Origin of the sequence: Streptococcus sp. D7B5, assembly GCF_029691405.1 — a bacterium.
Taxonomy (GTDB): Bacteria; Bacillota; Bacilli; order Lactobacillales; family Streptococcaceae; genus Streptococcus.
The window spans coordinates 855,426-873,234 of the sequence record NZ_CP121467.1; the positions used below are offsets into that span (position 1 = coordinate 855,426).

17 protein-coding genes are annotated in these 17,809 nt (G+C 42.0%); 2 read left to right on the plus strand and 15 right to left on the minus strand.

The annotated features are described in order from the left end of the window. Positions 1-56 precede the first annotated feature (56 nt). The 4 genes from P8P68_RS04175 to P8P68_RS04190 all read right to left on the minus strand — a co-directional run bounded on the left by P8P68_RS04175 (position 57) and on the right by P8P68_RS04190 (position 5,182). Positions 57-1,160: an FAD-dependent oxidoreductase gene (locus P8P68_RS04175; protein WP_000754638.1), complete on the minus strand. Its 1,104-nt coding sequence runs from the start codon at positions 1,158-1,160 to the stop codon at positions 57-59. 16 nt (positions 1,161-1,176) lie between these two features. Next, positions 1,177-1,974 carry a Nif3-like dinuclear metal center hexameric protein gene (locus P8P68_RS04180; protein WP_000881141.1) on the minus strand — a complete coding sequence of 266 codons (798 nt, stop codon included), beginning with the start codon at positions 1,972-1,974 and terminating at the stop codon, positions 1,177-1,179. Beyond that, positions 1,961-2,638: a tRNA (adenine(22)-N(1))-methyltransferase TrmK gene (locus P8P68_RS04185; protein WP_278276239.1), complete on the minus strand. Its 678-nt coding sequence runs from the start codon at positions 2,636-2,638 to the stop codon at positions 1,961-1,963. Before P8P68_RS04185 ends, P8P68_RS04180 begins: the two co-directional genes overlap by 14 nt. Before the next feature lie 207 nt (positions 2,639-2,845). Then, positions 2,846-5,182, minus strand: coding sequence for a cation-translocating P-type ATPase (locus tag P8P68_RS04190; protein WP_278276302.1), 2,337 nt, complete (start codon positions 5,180-5,182; stop codon positions 2,846-2,848). A 132-nt stretch (positions 5,183-5,314) separates the two neighbouring features. Between P8P68_RS04190 and P8P68_RS04195 the strand changes: the two genes are divergently transcribed. Beyond that, the gene (locus P8P68_RS04195) at positions 5,315-6,064 is read left to right on the plus strand and encodes a 1-acyl-sn-glycerol-3-phosphate acyltransferase (RefSeq protein WP_278276240.1); all 750 of its coding nucleotides are present in this window, start codon (positions 5,315-5,317) and stop codon (positions 6,062-6,064) included. Between the two features lie 42 nt (positions 6,065-6,106). Here the strand turns inward: P8P68_RS04195 and P8P68_RS04200 are convergent, their stop codons facing one another. From P8P68_RS04200 to P8P68_RS04235, 8 genes are all read right to left on the minus strand, one after another. Beyond that, a complete protein-coding gene (locus P8P68_RS04200; RefSeq protein WP_278276241.1) occupies positions 6,107-6,799 on the minus strand; it encodes an alpha/beta hydrolase-fold protein in 693 nt (230 codons plus the stop codon). Next, a complete protein-coding gene (locus tag P8P68_RS04205; protein ID WP_278276242.1) occupies positions 6,780-7,790 on the minus strand; it encodes an ABC transporter substrate-binding protein in 1,011 nt (336 codons plus the stop codon). The genes P8P68_RS04200 and P8P68_RS04205 overlap by 20 nt, the downstream gene beginning before the upstream one ends. Before the next feature lie 19 nt (positions 7,791-7,809). Beyond that, positions 7,810-8,565: an ABC transporter ATP-binding protein gene (locus P8P68_RS04210; RefSeq protein WP_278276243.1), complete on the minus strand. Its 756-nt coding sequence runs from the start codon at positions 8,563-8,565 to the stop codon at positions 7,810-7,812. A gap of 1 nt (position 8,566) precedes the next feature. Continuing rightward, positions 8,567-9,613, minus strand: a complete 1,047-nt coding sequence (locus P8P68_RS04215; protein ID WP_278276244.1) for an iron ABC transporter permease — start codon at positions 9,611-9,613, stop codon at positions 8,567-8,569. A 326-nt stretch (positions 9,614-9,939) separates the two neighbouring features. After that, positions 9,940-10,551 carry a CadD family cadmium resistance transporter gene (locus tag P8P68_RS04220; RefSeq protein ID WP_000531728.1) on the minus strand — a complete coding sequence of 204 codons (612 nt, stop codon included), beginning with the start codon at positions 10,549-10,551 and terminating at the stop codon, positions 9,940-9,942. Positions 10,552-11,199: 648 nt separating this feature from the next. Continuing rightward, on the minus strand, positions 11,200-11,469 hold the full coding sequence (gene rpsO, locus P8P68_RS04225) for a 30S ribosomal protein S15 (protein WP_001018251.1): 270 nt from the start codon (positions 11,467-11,469) through the stop codon (positions 11,200-11,202). A 144-nt stretch (positions 11,470-11,613) separates the two neighbouring features. Further along, a complete protein-coding gene (locus P8P68_RS04230) occupies positions 11,614-14,313 on the minus strand; it encodes an FtsX-like permease family protein (protein ID WP_278276245.1) in 2,700 nt (899 codons plus the stop codon). Position 14,314: 1 nt separating this feature from the next. Further along, positions 14,315-15,016 carry an ABC transporter ATP-binding protein gene (locus P8P68_RS04235; protein WP_278276246.1) on the minus strand — a complete coding sequence of 234 codons (702 nt, stop codon included), beginning with the start codon at positions 15,014-15,016 and terminating at the stop codon, positions 14,315-14,317. 141 nt (positions 15,017-15,157) lie between these two features. On the opposite strand from P8P68_RS04235, the gene P8P68_RS04240 reads away from it, so the two are divergent. Beyond that, positions 15,158-15,730, plus strand: a complete 573-nt coding sequence (locus P8P68_RS04240) for a TetR/AcrR family transcriptional regulator (protein ID WP_278276247.1) — start codon at positions 15,158-15,160, stop codon at positions 15,728-15,730. A 124-nt stretch (positions 15,731-15,854) separates the two neighbouring features. Here P8P68_RS04240 and P8P68_RS04245 read toward each other — a convergent pair whose 3' ends face one another. The 3 genes from P8P68_RS04245 to P8P68_RS04255 form a co-directional block, all read right to left on the minus strand. Next, positions 15,855-16,547, minus strand: a complete 693-nt coding sequence (locus P8P68_RS04245) for a phosphoglycerate mutase (protein ID WP_000240126.1) — start codon at positions 16,545-16,547, stop codon at positions 15,855-15,857. 202 nt (positions 16,548-16,749) lie between these two features. After that, positions 16,750-17,196 carry a hypothetical protein gene (locus P8P68_RS04250; RefSeq protein ID WP_278276248.1) on the minus strand — a complete coding sequence of 149 codons (447 nt, stop codon included), beginning with the start codon at positions 17,194-17,196 and terminating at the stop codon, positions 16,750-16,752. 137 nt (positions 17,197-17,333) lie between these two features. After that, positions 17,334-17,714, minus strand: a complete 381-nt coding sequence (locus P8P68_RS04255) for a hypothetical protein (protein WP_278276249.1) — start codon at positions 17,712-17,714, stop codon at positions 17,334-17,336. Positions 17,715-17,809 lie beyond the last annotated feature (95 nt).

The window sequence follows — 17,809 nt, forward strand, 5'->3', positions numbered from 1 at the left end:
TGCTTTGAGCAGCCTGTGGCTAGCTTCCTAGCTTGCTCTTTAATTTTCATTGAGTATCATTCGCTTTTTACTCGTTTGACATAGTTTGCAATTGGATAGTTTACTGGGTCCAAGGTCAATTCCTTGTCTTGGATCAGTTGAGCTAAGTGGTAACCAATGATAGGCCCAGTTGTGAGGCCTGATGAACCTAGGCCACTAGCCGCATAGACACCTGCTAAGCCAGGTACTTCCCCAAAGAAAGGCGAGAAATCACTGGTGTAAGCACGAATTCCCACACGCTCACCCGATGATTTCGCTCCTGCCAAGGCTGGATAGTGAGGCAAGGCCGCATCCTCCATTTGCTGGAGCAAGGTTTCATCCACCGTCAAGTCAAATCCCATGTCGTTTTCATGGGTAGCTCCTAAAGACAATTTCCCACCTGCAAAAGGGATCAAATCCCACTCTCCTTCCGGCATGACAACAGGGTAAGATGCTAGGTCTTCGGAGAGTTGATAATCTCGGAGCTGTCCCTTTTGGGGACGAACATCTACCTCATACCCTAAAAGCTCCAAAATGTCACCCAACCAAGCTCCCGTCGCTAAAATAACCTGATCAAACAAGTCTTCACCAATCTGATAGCCGGATGCTAAAGGTGTCAGACTCACTTTTTCTTTGACCAGCTTGACTTGACTGGCTTCTAGCAAACGAGTTACTAAGAGGTGACCATCTACTCTCGCTCCACCAGAAGCATAGAGCAGGCGGTCGAATCCCTGCAAACCAGGGAATAATTCATCGGCAGATGCTTGATTCAGAACATCTAACTGGCCTATCAAGGGAGATTCTTCTCTACGCTGGAGGGCTAGTTCATAAAGTTCTTCTAGTTTGGATTCATCCTTTTTCAAGAGAAAAACTCCTGAGCGTTGGTAAAAGTCGATTTCCTGACCAGACTTTTCTAAATCAGCCAACAAATCCACATAAAAGTCAGCTCCCAAGCGCGCCATCTTGTACCAGGCTTTATTACGGCGTTTGGAAAACCAAGGACTGATAATTCCCGCTGCTGCTTTGGTAGCCTGACCTTGTCCATGGTCAAAAACGGTCACCTCTAGGTCACTTTCTTTAGAAAGGTAGTAGGCAGCAGTTGCCCCTACAATCCCTGCTCCAATAATGGCAACTTTTTTCATTGTCTTCACTTTCTAACTAGATATGGTGGAAAGGATTGGTCGATGCTTGACTAGGTAAAATATCAATGTCCCAGCCTTTCTCTTCCTTCCATTGAGTAAGAAGTGCTGCGACTCTTTCCACAAAAAGCACTTCTATATAGTGACCTGGATCCAATGCCAACAGGCCATCAGACAACATATCCTGGGCAGTGTGGTAGTAGATGTCACCAGTAATGTAGACATCTGCCCCCTTAGCTAAAGCATCCTTATAGAAAGATTGACCACTACCGCCACAGATGGCCACTCTTGAAATAGGCTTCTGCAAATCACTCTCTTGATAATGCACCATTCGAAGGCTATCTAGACCAAAGACTTGCTTGATATGCTGAGCAAATGCTCCAAAAGTCTGTGGTTGAATGTCACCAATACGCCCAATCCCACGTTCTGGACCTGTTTCCTGGAGATAAGTCGTCTCCTCAATGCCTAGCATCTGGCAGAACCAGTCATTGAGACCATTCTCAACGATGTCAATATTGGTGTGACTGATATAAACGGCGATGTCATGCTTGATAAGGTCGATGTAAATCTGATTTTGCGGACGGCTGGCTACCAAGTCCTTGATGGGACGGAAAATTGGCGCGTGCTTGACGATAATCAAATCCACACCCTTTTCAATAGCCTCTGCCACCGTCTCTTCACGAATATCAAGGGCAACCATGACCCTTTGGATATCCTTGTCCAAAGTTCCAATTTGCAGGCCACGGCTATCTCCCTCCATTGAAAATTCCTGAGGGCAAAAGGCTTCATATGCGTTAATTACTTCACTTGCTAACATGGAGCACCTCCTTGATGGCTTGAATTTTATCTACTAGAACTTGACGTTCCTCCAGATTTTTTTCTGGGATTTGGCTAAGAGCGAACTCTAGCTTAGTAGCTTCTTTTTGCCATTTTTTGATAAAGACTGAGCTGACTTCTTTGGACAAGAAAAGTCCAAAGCGAAGGTCACTGGTTGATAGCTTCATTTGTCCTGCTTCCACAACTAGAATTTCATAAAACTTGCTAGCCTCTTCTAGGATGCTTTCTGCTACGATTTGAAAACCGTGGTCTTGTAGCCAGATGCGCAAGTCGTCTTCACGATTATTGGGCTGGAGGATTAAACGTTCTACATTCGCAAGCTTGTCCAAGCCTTCTTCTAGGATCGTTGCAATCAAGCGCCCGCCCATACCAGCAATAGTGATGACCGATACTTGATCAGATTCTTCAAAAGATGCCAAACCATTGGCTAAACGGACTTGGATTTTCTCCTTTAGACCGTGAGCCTCTACATTTTTGACCGCAGACTGGTAGGGACCAACCACCACTTCGCCTGCAATGGCACCTTCAATTTGCCCTCTCTCGACCAACTCGATAGGCAGATAAGCATGGTCACTCCCCACATCTAGTAACACAGCACCTTGGGGCACAAAGGACGCCACCAATTCTAATCTCTTTGAAATCATCTTCTCTCACTTTCCAAAACTCTGTTACCTCTTATTATACCACATTTCATACTCTTCAAAAATCAAATTCAAACCGCGTCAACGTCGCCTTGCCGTACTCAAGTACAGCCTGCGGCTAGTTTCCTAGTTTGCTCTTTGATTTTCATTGAGTATCAGCTAGCAATCTTGCACCTAAAAAGACCGCAATCCACAGATTGCAGTCTTTCTTTATTTTCTGGATTGGTAACGACTAGTTAGAATGAAAATCACGGTAAAGACCAACATCATGGCCCCATAGACAGGCAATGTTTGTCCTGTTAAGGTCGAAATTTCAAGCAGCTTTTGGATTCTCGGGAAAAGAGCCGTAGCCAGGAAGCCACCTACCGACCAGACAATCAAGAGCACACGCCAGAGGGTAAATGGCATGCAGGCTCTAAATACGGATAAGAAACCGATAGACCCAAGGAGATAATAAAGTAGGGTTGAGATTTCTAACTCTGACCAACCCTGACTCGCGCCAAATATTTTCACAAAGAGAACGCTGAAGACGACCATGAGGGCACTTGGTAGGGCACGAAGCATGGATCTTCTGAGGAAGTTAGGCTCAACAGGCTTGATATTTCTCTCAAAAGTCAGGACGAATGGTGGGAAACCTTCCACGAACTGGTCAATCATGGTAATCTGAATCGGAATGAAGGGGAAAATCAAAATCCACTCAGACCGTCCTAGAAGAGCACTGGCGATACAGATGACTGCAAGCAAGAAGGAATAGATGGTCTTTATCAAGAAAATCGGTGCAATATGGGCAATGTTATTGACCACACGACGACCTTCAAAGAGAATCTCAGGAACATCATTAAAGTCTGAGTTCAAGAGAACCAGATTGGCAATCTGACGTGTTGCCGGATCTCCTTCTGCCATTACAATCGAACAGTCTGCTTCACGAAGAGCCAGAATATCATTGACTCCGTCCCCTGTCATGGCCGTTGTATGCCCTGCTTTTTTCAGCGTTTGGATGATGAGTTTCTTTTGATGAGGGGAAACACGACCGAAAATAGCTGTCTCTTCAGCCATGGCAATCAATTCCTCATCCGTGATTTTTGAGCAATCTACATAGCTGTGATAGTCTGCAAAACCAGCCTTTTGGGCAATGCTGGAAACCGTGACTGGATTATCACCAGAGATAATCTTGAGGCCTACTTCCTGGGAACGAAGATAGTCTAGTGTCTCAGCTGCTCCTTCTCGAATCGGATCCAAGATTTCCAGCAAGGCCAGGGCCTGAATATCAGATGGTTTCTGTGGTTTGTGGTGGTCTAGTTTTTCCTGACTAAGGGCTAATACCAAGACACGTGAACCTCTCTCTAGAGCCTCTCTGGCTTCAGGGACTTCATTGTCCAACAACATCTCGGGCGCTCCTAAGAAAACAGTTCCCAAATCTTCCAACTCCATAGCTCCCCACTTACGGTCGCTTGAGAAAGGAAGATTCGAAAGCATAGGATAGGAAACCTGACCTTGGAAACGCTGGCGAATGGCTTGGGCTGTTGGATTTTTATCCTCACTATGAGCTATGTAGCTGGTCAGAATGTTAGTAATAGCCTCATCATCATAAGTTTCCGTCAGAGGAAGAACCGCCTCCACCTGCATCTTTCCTTGGGTGATGGTGCCCGTTTTGTCCAGACAGAGCATATCCACGCGCGCCAAGGTCTCGACAGAGTACATCTCCTGCACCAAGACCTTTTTCAAGCCCAGCTTAATCACCGCAGTCAAGAGCGAAGTAATGGTCAAAAGGGCGATTCCCTTAGGCAACATTCCCAAAAGGGCTGTTGACGAATTTACAACGGATGACTTGAGGGGCAAGCCTTTTAACATCAAGGCTTCTAACAAGAGAGCTAGACCAAAGGGAATGATAATTTTCCCAGTAAAACCAGCTAGCTTGTCTAGCGATTTCATGATACGGGAGTTGATTGGTTTCACTGTCTTAGCTTCCAGCATGAGTTTGGCAGCATAGTTTTCTGCCCCGACATGGTGGACTTGAGCCAAAACTGCGCCACTGGCTAGGAAACTCCCTGATAAAAGCAAGACATCCACTTCTTTTTGCACCAAATCACTCTCACCCGTCAACATAGCTTCATTGACTTCCGCAAAGCCTTCTAAAACCCGTGCATCACTAGGAATCTGCTCCCCAGCCGACAGACGAATCACATCTCCTAGAACCAATTCTTCTGGATTGATGGCAATTTCCTGACCCTCACGGATGGTTTTGACCTTTTCCTTGGTCATGAGATTGAGCTTGTCCACCATGTGTTTGGCCCGTAGTTCGGTCACAATTCCAGAAAAAGCGTTAAAGCAAATAACGGCAAAGAAGACCAGATTGCTCCAAGCCTGCACAAAGGCAAGCGCTAGGGCAATAACAAAGTTTAATGCGTTAAAAAGTGTAAAAACATTTCGTTTGATGATTTGCCAAGTACTGGTACTGGCTGAAGCGGTAAAGTCATTGACCAAACCTTGAGCCTGTCTTTCCTTGACTTCTCTTTGGGTTAATCCCATAATCTTATTTTTATCCATAAATTCTATCATATCATTTTTTTTAAAAGAATTCTAATCCAATCTAAAACTGTTGGCTGATAACTGAAAAAGTTTGCCAGCAGTCTTTTGATAAGGTATAATAATAAAAGCAATACAATCGAAGGAGATCTCATGTTTTATACTTATTTGCGTGGACTAGTCATGCTGATCTTGTGGTCCATCAATGGCAATGCTCACTACCACAATACTGATAAAATTCCTAGTAAAGATGAAAACTATATCCTGGTCGCACCTCATCGTACCTGGTGGGATCCAGTTTACATGGCTTTTGCGACCAAACCAAAACAATTCATCTTTATGGCCAAAAAAGAGCTGTTTAACAACCGCATATTTGGCTGGTGGATCCGTATGTGTGGGGCCTTTCCTATCGACCGGGAAAATCCTAGCGCCTCTGCTATCAAATACCCTATCAATGTCCTCAAAAAAAGCGACCGTTCCCTTATCATGTTTCCTAGTGGTAGTCGCCACTCGACAGATGTCAAAGGCGGAGTTGCTCTGATTGCCAAAATGGCTAAGGTCCGTATCATGCCTGTCACCTACACAGGTCCCATGACCTTGAAAGGCTTGATTAGCCGTGAACGTGTCGACATGAACTTTGGAAATCCAATCGATATCTCAGACATCAAGAAAATGAATGATGAAGGGATTGAAATGGTTGCAGACCGTATCCAAGCAGAATTCCAACGTTTGGACGAAGAAACCAAGCAATGGCACAATGATAAAAAACCAAACCCACTCTGGTGGTTTGTCCGCATCCCTGCCCTTATCCTTGCAGTGCTTGTTGGTATCCTAACGATTCTCTTTACCTTCATCGCAAGCTTTATCTGGAATCCAGATAAGAAGAGAGAGTCTCTTGGTTAAAAAATACAATTATCCCTTGGCTTTTACCAAGGGATATTTCTTTTATTTGATTCCCCATTCTTGGGCCAACCAGCTGGAAAAGGCTAGGAATCGTTCAGTCACTTGCTCATGATGCCCATAAGGGTCAAAGACAAACTGACCAATTGGATAGCGTTTCTGAAGACTGGTATGGATCTGCTCAGCATAGACTGTTGCTTGAGCCAAGCGATTGGTATGATGGGCTCCTTCTGTTTGACCATTCTGTAAATACAGTAAACAGTCCAAATTTTTCACCTTTTCTTCCCTGCAATAAGTCGTAAAATCAGGATACCAAAAGGAACCACAGATAGAAAAGATACAGGAGACCTTGTCAAAATGGAAAAGACTGTATACTGCTGTCAAACCACCTAGTGAGTAACCCCCATAGGCAAGGCGATTTTTGTCCAGGCGATAAAGCGACTGCAACTTGTCTAAAAGACCTCCAAATAAATGACCATGATAGGCATTTGCCTGACCACCAAAATCTGGAGCCTCCTCTCTCAGAGCAGCTGCCTTCCAGGGAGTGTATGCGTCTAGGCGATTTTTAGAGGTCAAGCCCACTAAAATCACAGATTCTGAAAGGGAAGATAGGAAATCCAAGTTTCCATCATTCAAGAGAATCGCTGGATAGGTTTGATTGGAATCATAGGTCGAAGGAAGGCTGACCTTGACTTGGATCCCTTCCCAATCAAACTCATTATTTATTGATAAAGTCATTGATTTTCTCAAGGGAATCAATCACTGCTGGACCATAGTCCATCAACTCATCGTAAGAGATGGTCATGATTTTTTGATTCTTAATTGCAGGAACATTTTCTAAAACTTCATTTGCCTTCATCAACTCTACTGCGTTAGCATCCAATTTTTTATTGCGGTCGCTGGTCACATAGATAATCAACTCAGGATCCATTGACACGAGATTTTCCAAGGTCAAGCCTGATGTTCCCGTTGCAACGTTTGTATAACCAAGTTGATTCAACAAGCTCTCTTGCAAAGCAGACTTGTAAGCACCGAAGGTTTCGTCGTTATAAGCAACCATAATCAAAGCCTTTTTCTTTTCACCTTGGCTTGCTGGGTTTGCTTTCTTAACAGCATCAATTTTAGCTTGTAATTGGGCTGCGTATTCATTGGCCTTGTCCTGCACATTAAAAATCATTCCAAGATTTTTGACATCTTCTACGATATTTCCCAAATCTTGCTGAATCGTTGAAAGAGATGCTTTTTGTGTATAGACTGGGATTTTATTTTCATTCCAAGTGCTAACTGTCCCCAAGGATTTTTCAGAAAACATCATGTTTCGACCCATCACAGCGTCTGGCTCATAAGAAAGGACTGTCTCTTGTGAGACTGTTTTTTTGTCCCCAATTTGAGGAATCGTCGCAATCGCGTCCTTGTATTTGTCCGTCACAGCATTATCAGGGTTGAGCATGCCAGCAATTTTATCCTTCAAGCCTAACTCCAATAAGATTTCAGTGGTTGACAGATTGTTGGTGATAACTTTTTCAGGTGCCTTCTCAAAAACTTGTTCGACTTCGTTCCCTTTAGCGTCATAGGTTTTGACCGTTAGTGGATAAGTTGTCTCTGTGCTCGCCTTTTGACTTGTTTCTGCGCTAGATTGTGTGGTAGCCTTTTCAGTGGTAGTGTTGCCACAAGCTGCCATAGTTAGGGTAGCTACTGTTACTAGTAAAATGCTTAGTGTTTTTTTCATCTTGTTTTCCTTTTCTTTCTTATAAATAGTGAATCATAGCTTGCTGATCCTCGGTCCAAGTAACCTGACTTTGAACTCCATATACAGTTTGCAATGACTCTGGGGTGATGGTCTCCTTTGGAGTCCCTTGGTAAAGGATTTCTCCCTCTTTCATCAGATAGAGATAATCCGAATAGCGACAAGCAAGTTGAATGTCATGTAGGACAGCTAAAACATTGACCTTGAGATTCTTCACAATGGCCAACAAGTCTAGCTGATACTTGATATCCAGGTGATTGGTTGGTTCGTCCAGGAGCAAGAGAGTCGGTTCTTGCGCCAAGGCGCGGGCTAATAAGACTCGTTGTTTCTCTCCCCCTGACAGGGACGAATAGAGACGAGTTTTCTTCTCAAGCATATCCACCTTGACGAGAGCATCTTGAACAAGGGCATAATCTCTTTCCTTTTCCTTCTGTAAAAAAGAGAGGTGGGGAGTTCTTCCCAGCAAGACGATTTCCTCAACTGTACAATCAAACTGCAATTGATTAAACTGGGTTACAACTGCCATTTGCTTGGCTGTTTCTTTGAGTGACCAATGCTCCAGTGGCTTTCCATCTAGGCTTATCAAACCTTTGTCCGCCTTTTCCTGACGATAGAGGAGTTTAAGCAGGCTGGTTTTTCCACTTCCATTTGGCCCTAGTATCGTGTGAAATTGATGCCCCTCAACCTTAAGAGAAACTCCTTTGAGGATTTTTTTCTCTCCTAGTTCAAAGTGGACATCCTGACAAATCAAGTCCATATCAGGCCCTCACCTCCCTTCGCCTACCTCCAACAATGTAGATAAAGAAGGGAGCACCTACTAAGGCTGTGAAAATACCAATCGGCAGCTCAGCATTTGGAATGATGACACGAGAGAGTACATCTGCCCAGACGACAAAGAGTGCACCCAGTAAGGTCGCAACGGGAAAAAGTCTCCTGTAATTCGTTCCTACTAACCCTCGAGCTAAGTGAGGAGTAATCAAACCAACAAATCCAATAATCCCACAAGTTGCTACTAAGACTGCTGTCAGAACAGCCACCATAGTCACATAAAGATACCAATAAAAGCGTAAGGGAATCCCCAAAGTTAAAGCAGCCTCATCTCCCATCATCATCGCATTAAAAACACGATACTGGGTAGCGAAAAATAGAAAGGCCAATCCTACTACTATAGTTGGCAGGACTAAGTCAGACCAAGTAGTCCCAGCAAGCGAACCCATGGTCCAAAACTTAATGGTCATCACACTGTCAGCATTAGCGCCAACTGAGATAATAAAATTGGAAAAAGCTAGAAAGAGAGCATTGACCACCGTTCCTGATAAGATCAGACTAGAAGTCGTCATCCTTCCCTGCATAGAGGCAATGATAAGGACAGCGATTGTTGCCAAAATAGCTCCAAGGAAAGCTCCAAGGCTAATCACCAATTTTAAACCAAGAATGATGCTCAAAGTTGCCCCTAGAGTTGCACCCGCAGAAATTCCTAAGACATAGGGCTCTGCGATGGGATTGTTCACTGTAGACTGCATCACGCTACCACACATAGAAAGACCAGCCCCTACTATCAGACCTAACAATACTCGGGGGAATCTCATGTTCCATACAATGGCAAGAGTGGACTTGGAAACCTCTCCTATCTCAAGAGGAAATCCCAATCTGCTCAAAATGATCCGATAGGTATCTCCTAGATCAATCGCAACAGACCCCATAGAAACAGCTAGAAAGAGAGAAATTCCTAAAACGCTTAGCAAAATAACCAAAAACAACACAAATTGCAAATCTTGTCGGCTTCCAGAAAATTTGGAAAGCATGAAAACCTCCTTATACAAAATTAAAAATTTAGAAAATTCTCATAAAAAGTATACCATATTTCTATTAAATGAACAAGGATAGGGACATATATAGAAAAATCCCTCTGATAACAGAGAGCTGATTTGAACTAGAGCCAGAATCCTAGTGAAACAAAAAATCTCCCCGAAGGGAGATGATCTGGTTTATTTTACCTTACAGTGCTAGGAACCGTAACCAAAGATTATACTTGAGTATATCGAGGTAGGGTGACAAAAGTAAAAAAGCTCTCTGAATATCAGAGAGCTTGATTTGAGCTCGGGCTAAAATCCTAGTGAAACAAAAAAATCTACACGATCAGAAAAGTCTCTATCGTGCCATTTTCATACATGATGTATAGTCCAAGTAGAATGAATACTATGGGCACAATGATTCGCTCGTATTTTTCAATTGTCTCGAATATTAACGGAATAGAGGATAACATCCGACTAATCTCGCAAAAGATAATTATGCCGATTACAAACACAAGCAACGCCACGAGGGTCTGTGACCAATCTAACGAAGCAAAATAAGGTATATAGATACCTAAATTATCTCCGCCAGACGCAATTGTCAGCAATGTAACTGTCCAAAACAGTTGATTTGCCTTGCTTTGTTCTAATCTTTCAATAATTTCTTCCTCTTCTTCCTCACCTTCTCCAACAATTGCAAAGCGAATCCCTAAATAGATAGGGATTAAACCAAGCAATCCAACCATCCATTCTTCAGGCACGAAATTAACGACATAAGCAGCAACTAAACTCGCCCCTACAAGTAAGCCTGTTCCTAGATATTGCCCCGCATAAATATGCCATTTCTGTTTATTCTGTGATAGCTGTGCAAATAAAATAATTAAAATAATTAAATAATCGATACTGGTGGAAATATAAACACCAATAGCAGATATGATTGTCTGTCCCATAAAAACCTCCTGTATTAGTCAGTAATAAATCAGTAGATTTTAGGAGAGCACAGACACATTAATTTAGCTATCGCTAGTGGGTAATGTCGAACGTAGGAAAGCATTTTACTCCTCCTCAAAACGTAGTTACAAAGTAATTTCTAACTGGAATTCGGTGACTACTTCCATGTAAAGTATAACATACTATACTTTACTTCGTAAAGTGTGGGCTCTCCGAGGGGGCTTGCAGACAGTTACTCGGCTTGAAAAGCCGAGTAACTGCGCACCTTCATGGTGTCATTAGCTGATACCATTTGAGGTTTTTGTAGTCTCCAAAATTATGACCGATAAAACACGCGCCACAGATTTATGAGATGATCATAAGTTTTTGTAGTCTCCAAAATTGTGACCGATAAAACCTCAATAAAAAAGCTCTCTGAAGTCAGAGAGCTGATTTGAGCTCGGGCTAAAATCCTAGTGAAAAAGATGAAACTCCTTGTGTTCATCGAACACTGTTTCCTTTCCCTATTTTCATACGGATTTTTGGAGCCCTTAGCATCATAATTCTTGCTGGATAAAACGTTTATAGACTAGGCGACGAGGCGAAGATTGTACTAATGGTACATCGAGCTGAAGCCAACGAAGTATAGAAACGTTTTAGACGCAAGATTAGCGACGAAGTCCAAGAGAGTTGATTAACTCACGGTAACGGTTAACGTCGTTTTTACGCAAGTATGCAAGCAAGTTACGACGGCGACCGATTTTCTTCATCAATCCACGGTAAGTAGCGTGGTCTTTTTTGTGTTGTTTGATGTGTTCGTTAAGGTGGTTGATTTCCCAAGTAAGGACAGCAACTTGAACCTCTACTGAACCTGTATCACCTTCGTGACGTGCATATTGTGCGATGATTTCATTTTTTTTCTCTTTTGAGATTGCCATGATGTTTCTCCTTTTTATTTGGCTTCATCCGAGTGACAGGTTGGCATGCCTGTAACCAAGAAGAAGTTATTTGTCTTTACGACAGTTCTTATTCTACCAAGAAGCAGAGACTTTGTCAACTGATTTACTGTTTAAAACCTTGAATTACTCTACTGATTTCAAGGCTTCGAGCATATCCACTTTTCTCAAGCGGTGATTAACAAATAGGCCTAATAAGGCTAAGATTACAGTCGCTGCGACGATTGGAAGAGCATAGACTTCCCAGCTGACCTGAGGATAAAAAAGTATGGTGGCCGGTGAAATCATTTGAATCAAAAATTGATGTAAATAGTGGCCGGCTACCAAACCGAGAGCAATTCCCACAAGGGACAGCACCATAGTCTCGCGGTAGATATAGAGAGTCACTTCTTTATTATGGAAACCAAGAACCTTAATAGTGGAAAGTTCACGGATACGTTCTTCCACATTGATATTGGTGAGATTGTAAAGAATGACAATGGCTAGTAAGACGGAAACAAGGACAAGGATTGCCATGGTTTTATTGAGAGAATTGGCTACAGATTCAAAGAGATGGATAGCCGTTGCATTTTGGACGACCCCAGAAACAGCAGCTTTTCCCATGAAAGTAGCCGCTTCTTTCTCCGTATTGGAAGGTGTTGGGTCTTTTAATTTTACTAGGTAGGTATTGTCTTGCGGACTGGTTCCATAGACTTGTTCGTAAGTCGCACGGTTTAGATAAACAAAGTGTCCAACATAGTTTTCAGAAATAGCCGCAACCTTGATTTCCTTCCCGTCAAGCTCCAGCTTGTCTCCAACCGTAACACTTGCTAATTGGGCTAATTTTTGACTCACGACCGCTCCATTAGTGACCTGCAACTCTCGCCCATTTTCCTCTAATGTGATAAAGGGATTGAAGTCTTCTCCACTAGTAACCATCATGGTGATGGTTTGAAGTCCTGCTTTTCCTTTGAAATCTTTTTCAATGGATTTAGAGTAAATCTTTTGATAAGCGTGGATCGATTCAGCTTGCAAGGCACTTTCCAGATCTGCTTTTTCTTGCTCCGTTGCACTGCTCTTTTCTGCTACAATCATCTGGTATTGCTGGATTTGTTCAAATTGGCGTTCGGAAACTCCTCCCACAGATGACTGAATACCAAGACCAGCAAATAAGAGAGCAACTGAACCTACAACTCCAAAAATGGTCATCAGCATCCGTTGCTTATAACGAAAGATATTTCTTGCCGTAACCTTATGAGTAAAACTCAAACGACTCCAAATAAAGCTCAGTCGTTCCAGCAAAATCTTTGATCCCTTAACGGGAGGTTTGGGAAGTAAGAGTTGGGCTGCTTCATCGTGCAACTCCCTTCGCGCCACCAGATAAGCCGGCAAAACACTAGATACCCAACTCAAGGCTAGGGCAAGGATACTATAAGACCAATAGAAATACTCGTGACTTTTTCCAACAACCATCCCAGCTGTTATAACATCTGAAATCACCCCTGCAAGAAGATAATGTCCAAGAAGTGTTCCTATAATGGTTCCCACAGTTCCTGCAAGAAAACCATAGAGGACAAACTTGGCAACAATATCTCGGTTGCGGTAACCCAAGGCCTTGAAAATACCTGCATTGGTGCGTTCTTCATCTACAAAGCGAGTCATCGTTGTAAAGGTCACCATTGCAGCGACCATATATAGCACCACTGGGAAGATATTTCCGACTGAACGAATGCTTGATGATGCATTGCTGTACATGAGGTAGCCTTGACCACCTGGCATGGTTTGGCGATTGTATACGTGGTATTTCGGCTCTGCCAGTTCATCAAGCTCTTTCTGACGCTGTTCAAGCTTCTCTTTTTCCTTAGTTAGATCACTCTCTGTCTGAGCCAGTTTTTCTTTTTTTGTCGCCAGTTCTTCCTTAGCTTTTGTCAGCTGTCCCTCGATTTGACTCTTTTGCGGTTCTGGTAAAGCGGTCGCTTGTTCTTCTTGCGTTTTCAAGCGACTTTCGGCCTGCTCTAACTGACTCTTGCCATTTTCAAGGTTGCTTTCAGCAGTTTGGAGCTGTTCTTTGCCCTCTTCCAAGCTCTTTTGCCCATTTGATTTGATACTTGCCAATCTTTTTTGACCATTATCAGCAAGTAAGTCTTGCAACTCTTCCTGATGTTGGGCTCGTTTGGTCTTATAGTCTGATGAAAAAGTATCCAGATTTTTTAAATCGTTATAGCGCACACGCGCAATACTATAAACATCTGAGTCAAACTGACTGGGTAAAATTACTCCATAGCCAGTCAAGTTACCATTTCCACTACTAGCACTTCCTAAATCTTCTTTAGAAAGCATCTCACCCGACTGAACAAATCCAGTAATTGTAAAAGTTTGGGATTTTACGATGGACTTTTCTTCTTTCTTAGTAAAGGTAATGGTCTGCCCAATCTGATAGCGGTCTTTCCAGAAGTCGGCTAGGGCAATTTCCTCATCAGCTTCTGGCAGTCGCCCTTCTGTCACTTGAAAGGTTGAAATGCTCTCTGGTTTGGAATAAAGTCGAACTGCTTCCTCACCATTTTCAACGGTTAGGTCTGCCATATAGCCAAACTCAACACTTGCTCCTTGAAGGGTCTTTAGTTCGTCTTGGTCTTCTTTGTCCAACCCATAATCAGCTATTACGGCCAGATCCAGGGTATTGGCTTTACGGAGATAATCCCCTGCCGTGCGTTCCATGTTTGGACTGGCTACTTTAAGACCTACTAGGGCTAAAGAACCCAGCATCATCAAGGTCAAGATAGAAACAAAGCGTCCCTTTGAAGTCGTCACTGACTGAAATAGGTCTTTCCGATATGTTTTTTTCATGCTAATACTCCAATATATCGATATCCTGTGGATTCTCATTAATCGTCACACTCTTAACCGTGGCATCACGCATATGAATCACGCGATCTGCAATAGGGGCTAGCGCGCCATTGTGGGTCACGATAATCACCGTCGCTCCTTTTTGACGAGACATGTCTTGGAGAATTTTCAAGACTTGCTTCCCTGTCTGATAATCCAAGGCACCTGTCGGTTCATCACAAAGGAGGATTTTGGGATTCTTGGCTACAGCGCGTGCAATGGACACTCGCTGTTGCTCCCCTCCAGAAAGCTGGGCTGGAAAGTTATTGAGGCGATGAGCCAGACCTACGTCTGTCAAGACCTGCTCAGGATCCAAGGCATCTGTCACAATTTCTGAGGCCAATTCCACATTTTCCTTGGCTGTCAGATTGGAGACTAGATTGTAAAACTGAAAAACAAAGCCCACATCATCTCGACGATAGTTTGTTCGTTGGTGGGAATTGTAGTCAGCGATATTAACACCATCAATCCAAATCTCCCCCTCATCATTGGTATCCATACCTCCTAGGAGATTGAGAATGGTTGATTTTCCAGCACCTGAAGCACCAAGGATAATGACCAACTCCCCTTTTTCAATTTCAAAATTCACATCACGATTAGCCACAATCTCCGTATCTCCAACCTGGTAACGCTTGTAGCTGTGTTTCATTTCAATATAAGCCATATCATTCATCTCCTTTTCAAAGCTCGTTTCCTTAAATCAACAATATGTTGATTCTAAATCACAAATATTATATAATGGGCTAAATCAAAAAGCAATAATCAAAAATCAACAAAGTGTTGATTTAAGAAAAAGGAAGAAAAAATGGTTCAGAAACGAAAAACTACTACTAAGGAAGACATCAAGGAAGCTTTGATTCAGTTGCTATCAGAGGAGAAATTTGAAAATATATCAATTAGTAAGCTCTGCAAACGCGCAGGGATTAATAGGGGAACTTTCTATCTACACTATGAAGATAAATATCAAATGATTGACAGTTTTAAAAGTGAAATTATTTCCCAGCTCTACATTTTTTTAGAAAAAGAAAGAGAATCGCCTAGAAAGTTTATGTTAGCCAACTTTTATATATTACGTTCGAACGAACGCCTTATCAACGCCTTGTCCCAAAGTCATTACATAGACTTTCGTGGTGCAATTCGTGAATTTCTAAGTAGCATTATTCTAACTGAAAATCAAAAAGAAAAGACTCGTCATTTCTTATCAGAAAACTTCCAAATTCCTCACAAATACGCTTTGGAAATCTTCTTATCAAGTATTGAAGGAATTATTTCTCTTTGGATTGCTGGGGGAGCTCAAGAAGAACCAGAAGAAATCACGGATATGATTTTATCAACCTATAACTACGAATACTGGAGCTACGCATCAAAAGAAGATTAATTCATACAACCTGCTACAGCATAATCTCTATCCTCTCATTTTATACTTTTTCAATTAGCTAAATTGCCCTTTTTTAAACTTAGATACAAAAAAGCCTAGGAATCCTAGGCTTTCTGTTTATAGATTATTTTCCAAGGTAGTATTCAGAAACGACGTTCAATTTTTCGTCAAATTCGAATACCAATGGTGGGAAGTTAGGGATTTCCACGTCCATAATTTCGTCGTCTGACAAGCGTTTGATGTGTTTTACAAGGGCACGGATTGAGTTACCGTGAGCTCCTACGAATACGTTTTTACCATCTTTAAGTGCTGGAGCGATTTTGTCTTCCCAGAATGGAAGGGCACGTTCCAAAGTCACTTTCAAGTTTTCAGCATCTGGAATAACTGAGTCGTCAAGTGAAGCGTAACGACGGTCAGTGTGAGCTGAGTGCTCATCATCACGATCCATGTTTGGAGGCAATACATCGTATGAACGACGCCAGATGTGAACTTGCTCATCACCAAATTGTTCAGCAGCTTCAGCTTTATTTTTACCAGTCAAACCACCGTAGTGACGTTCGTTCAAGCGCCATGATTTTTCAACTGGAACCCACAATTGGTCAGCCGCTTCAAGAGCCAAGTTTGTTGTTTTGATCGCACGTTTCAATACTGAAGTGTAAGCTTGGTCAAATTCGATACCAGCTTCTTTGATCAATTTACCAGCGTCAATCGCTTGTTGTGTACCTTTTTCAGACAAATCAACATCAGCCCAACCAGTGAAAAGGTTAGCTTTGTTCCATTCAGACTCACCGTGGCGAGCAAAAACCAATTTTACCATTAGATGGATTCTCCTTTTATTTTTCGAGGTTTCCCTCGTTTATCTATTCTATTTTACACAATTTTTCACAAAAAAGCTAGTTAAAATCAATTAAAAAGAGAGAACAGTGTCCTCTCATCTAGTCATTATTAATTCGCGATATTCAATCAAGAAACAATTGCAATTATTTGTTATTTAAAGCATCAATTAAACGATCAGTATTCTAAGTTACATTAGTATCATTGTAACGATTATGAATGAGACCTTCAATTGTTTCTTTGCAATTTTCAAGATTAGCTTTTTCAAATACTACCACACTGACAACATGTGTTCCACCAGAAGTAAGATGCAAAACTAGTAGAGTTTGAAAAGCACTTAGTACTGTTAATACACCATAAGCCGCTAATATCAATCCTCCGATAAATGAATTTTGCATCATTGAAAGGCCAATAAGAGCGAAAATTATACCCCAAGCAAATGATTTGAAATCAAGACGAAATGAACTATCTACACTTGCAACATGATCAACAGGAATTGTTTTATTTTGAGAACCCAGTGAAATAACTTTTAAAATAGTATTAGAGCTAGAAGTTTTTATAAAGACTCCCTCTAAAGCAATGGAAGCTTTTAAATAGAACGTTAAATACGATGTAATGAAAGATTGTTTCATAATATTCTCCTTTTATTTTTTCAAGTTGTATTACATCATGTTTTCTTATAAAAAAAGCATTTTGCTAACATATTCTTTCGCCAGATCATTCTTTAAATGAAAAAAACAACCCTCCAACGGATTGTTTCACTAAATTATCAGACAAGTCCACGGACTTCTTTCAAAAATTTAGCAAAAGAAACAGCTCCTTTAATGATTAGAAATCCTCCTATCCACTCGGTCGCTGAAAGAAATCCCATCACGCCACCAATGATATATAAAATAGAAGGCAACTTTCGAAGTTGTTGATCTTCTTCGAAATAGATTAGCATAAAAGTACCTAATGCGATTACCAGAATTTTAAAAAATGTCAGGAGCAAGGAAAAGGCAACCGTGACGACCAGCATCTTTGAAGGATCTTTATAGATGAGGGCCCCACTATAGGATAGCAAAAATCGTAGGACAGGCCCCAAAAGTAAAGTTATTCCTGCCACCATACCCAGTTTCCAGTTGAGCCGAACCAATCTATCTCTCTCCATAAAAACCTCCTTCTCTCGTAGCTATCATTCTACCATATTTGCCTTAGAAACAAAAGACCTTCTCAGACACAAACAAATCGCCTACCAGCTGTCAG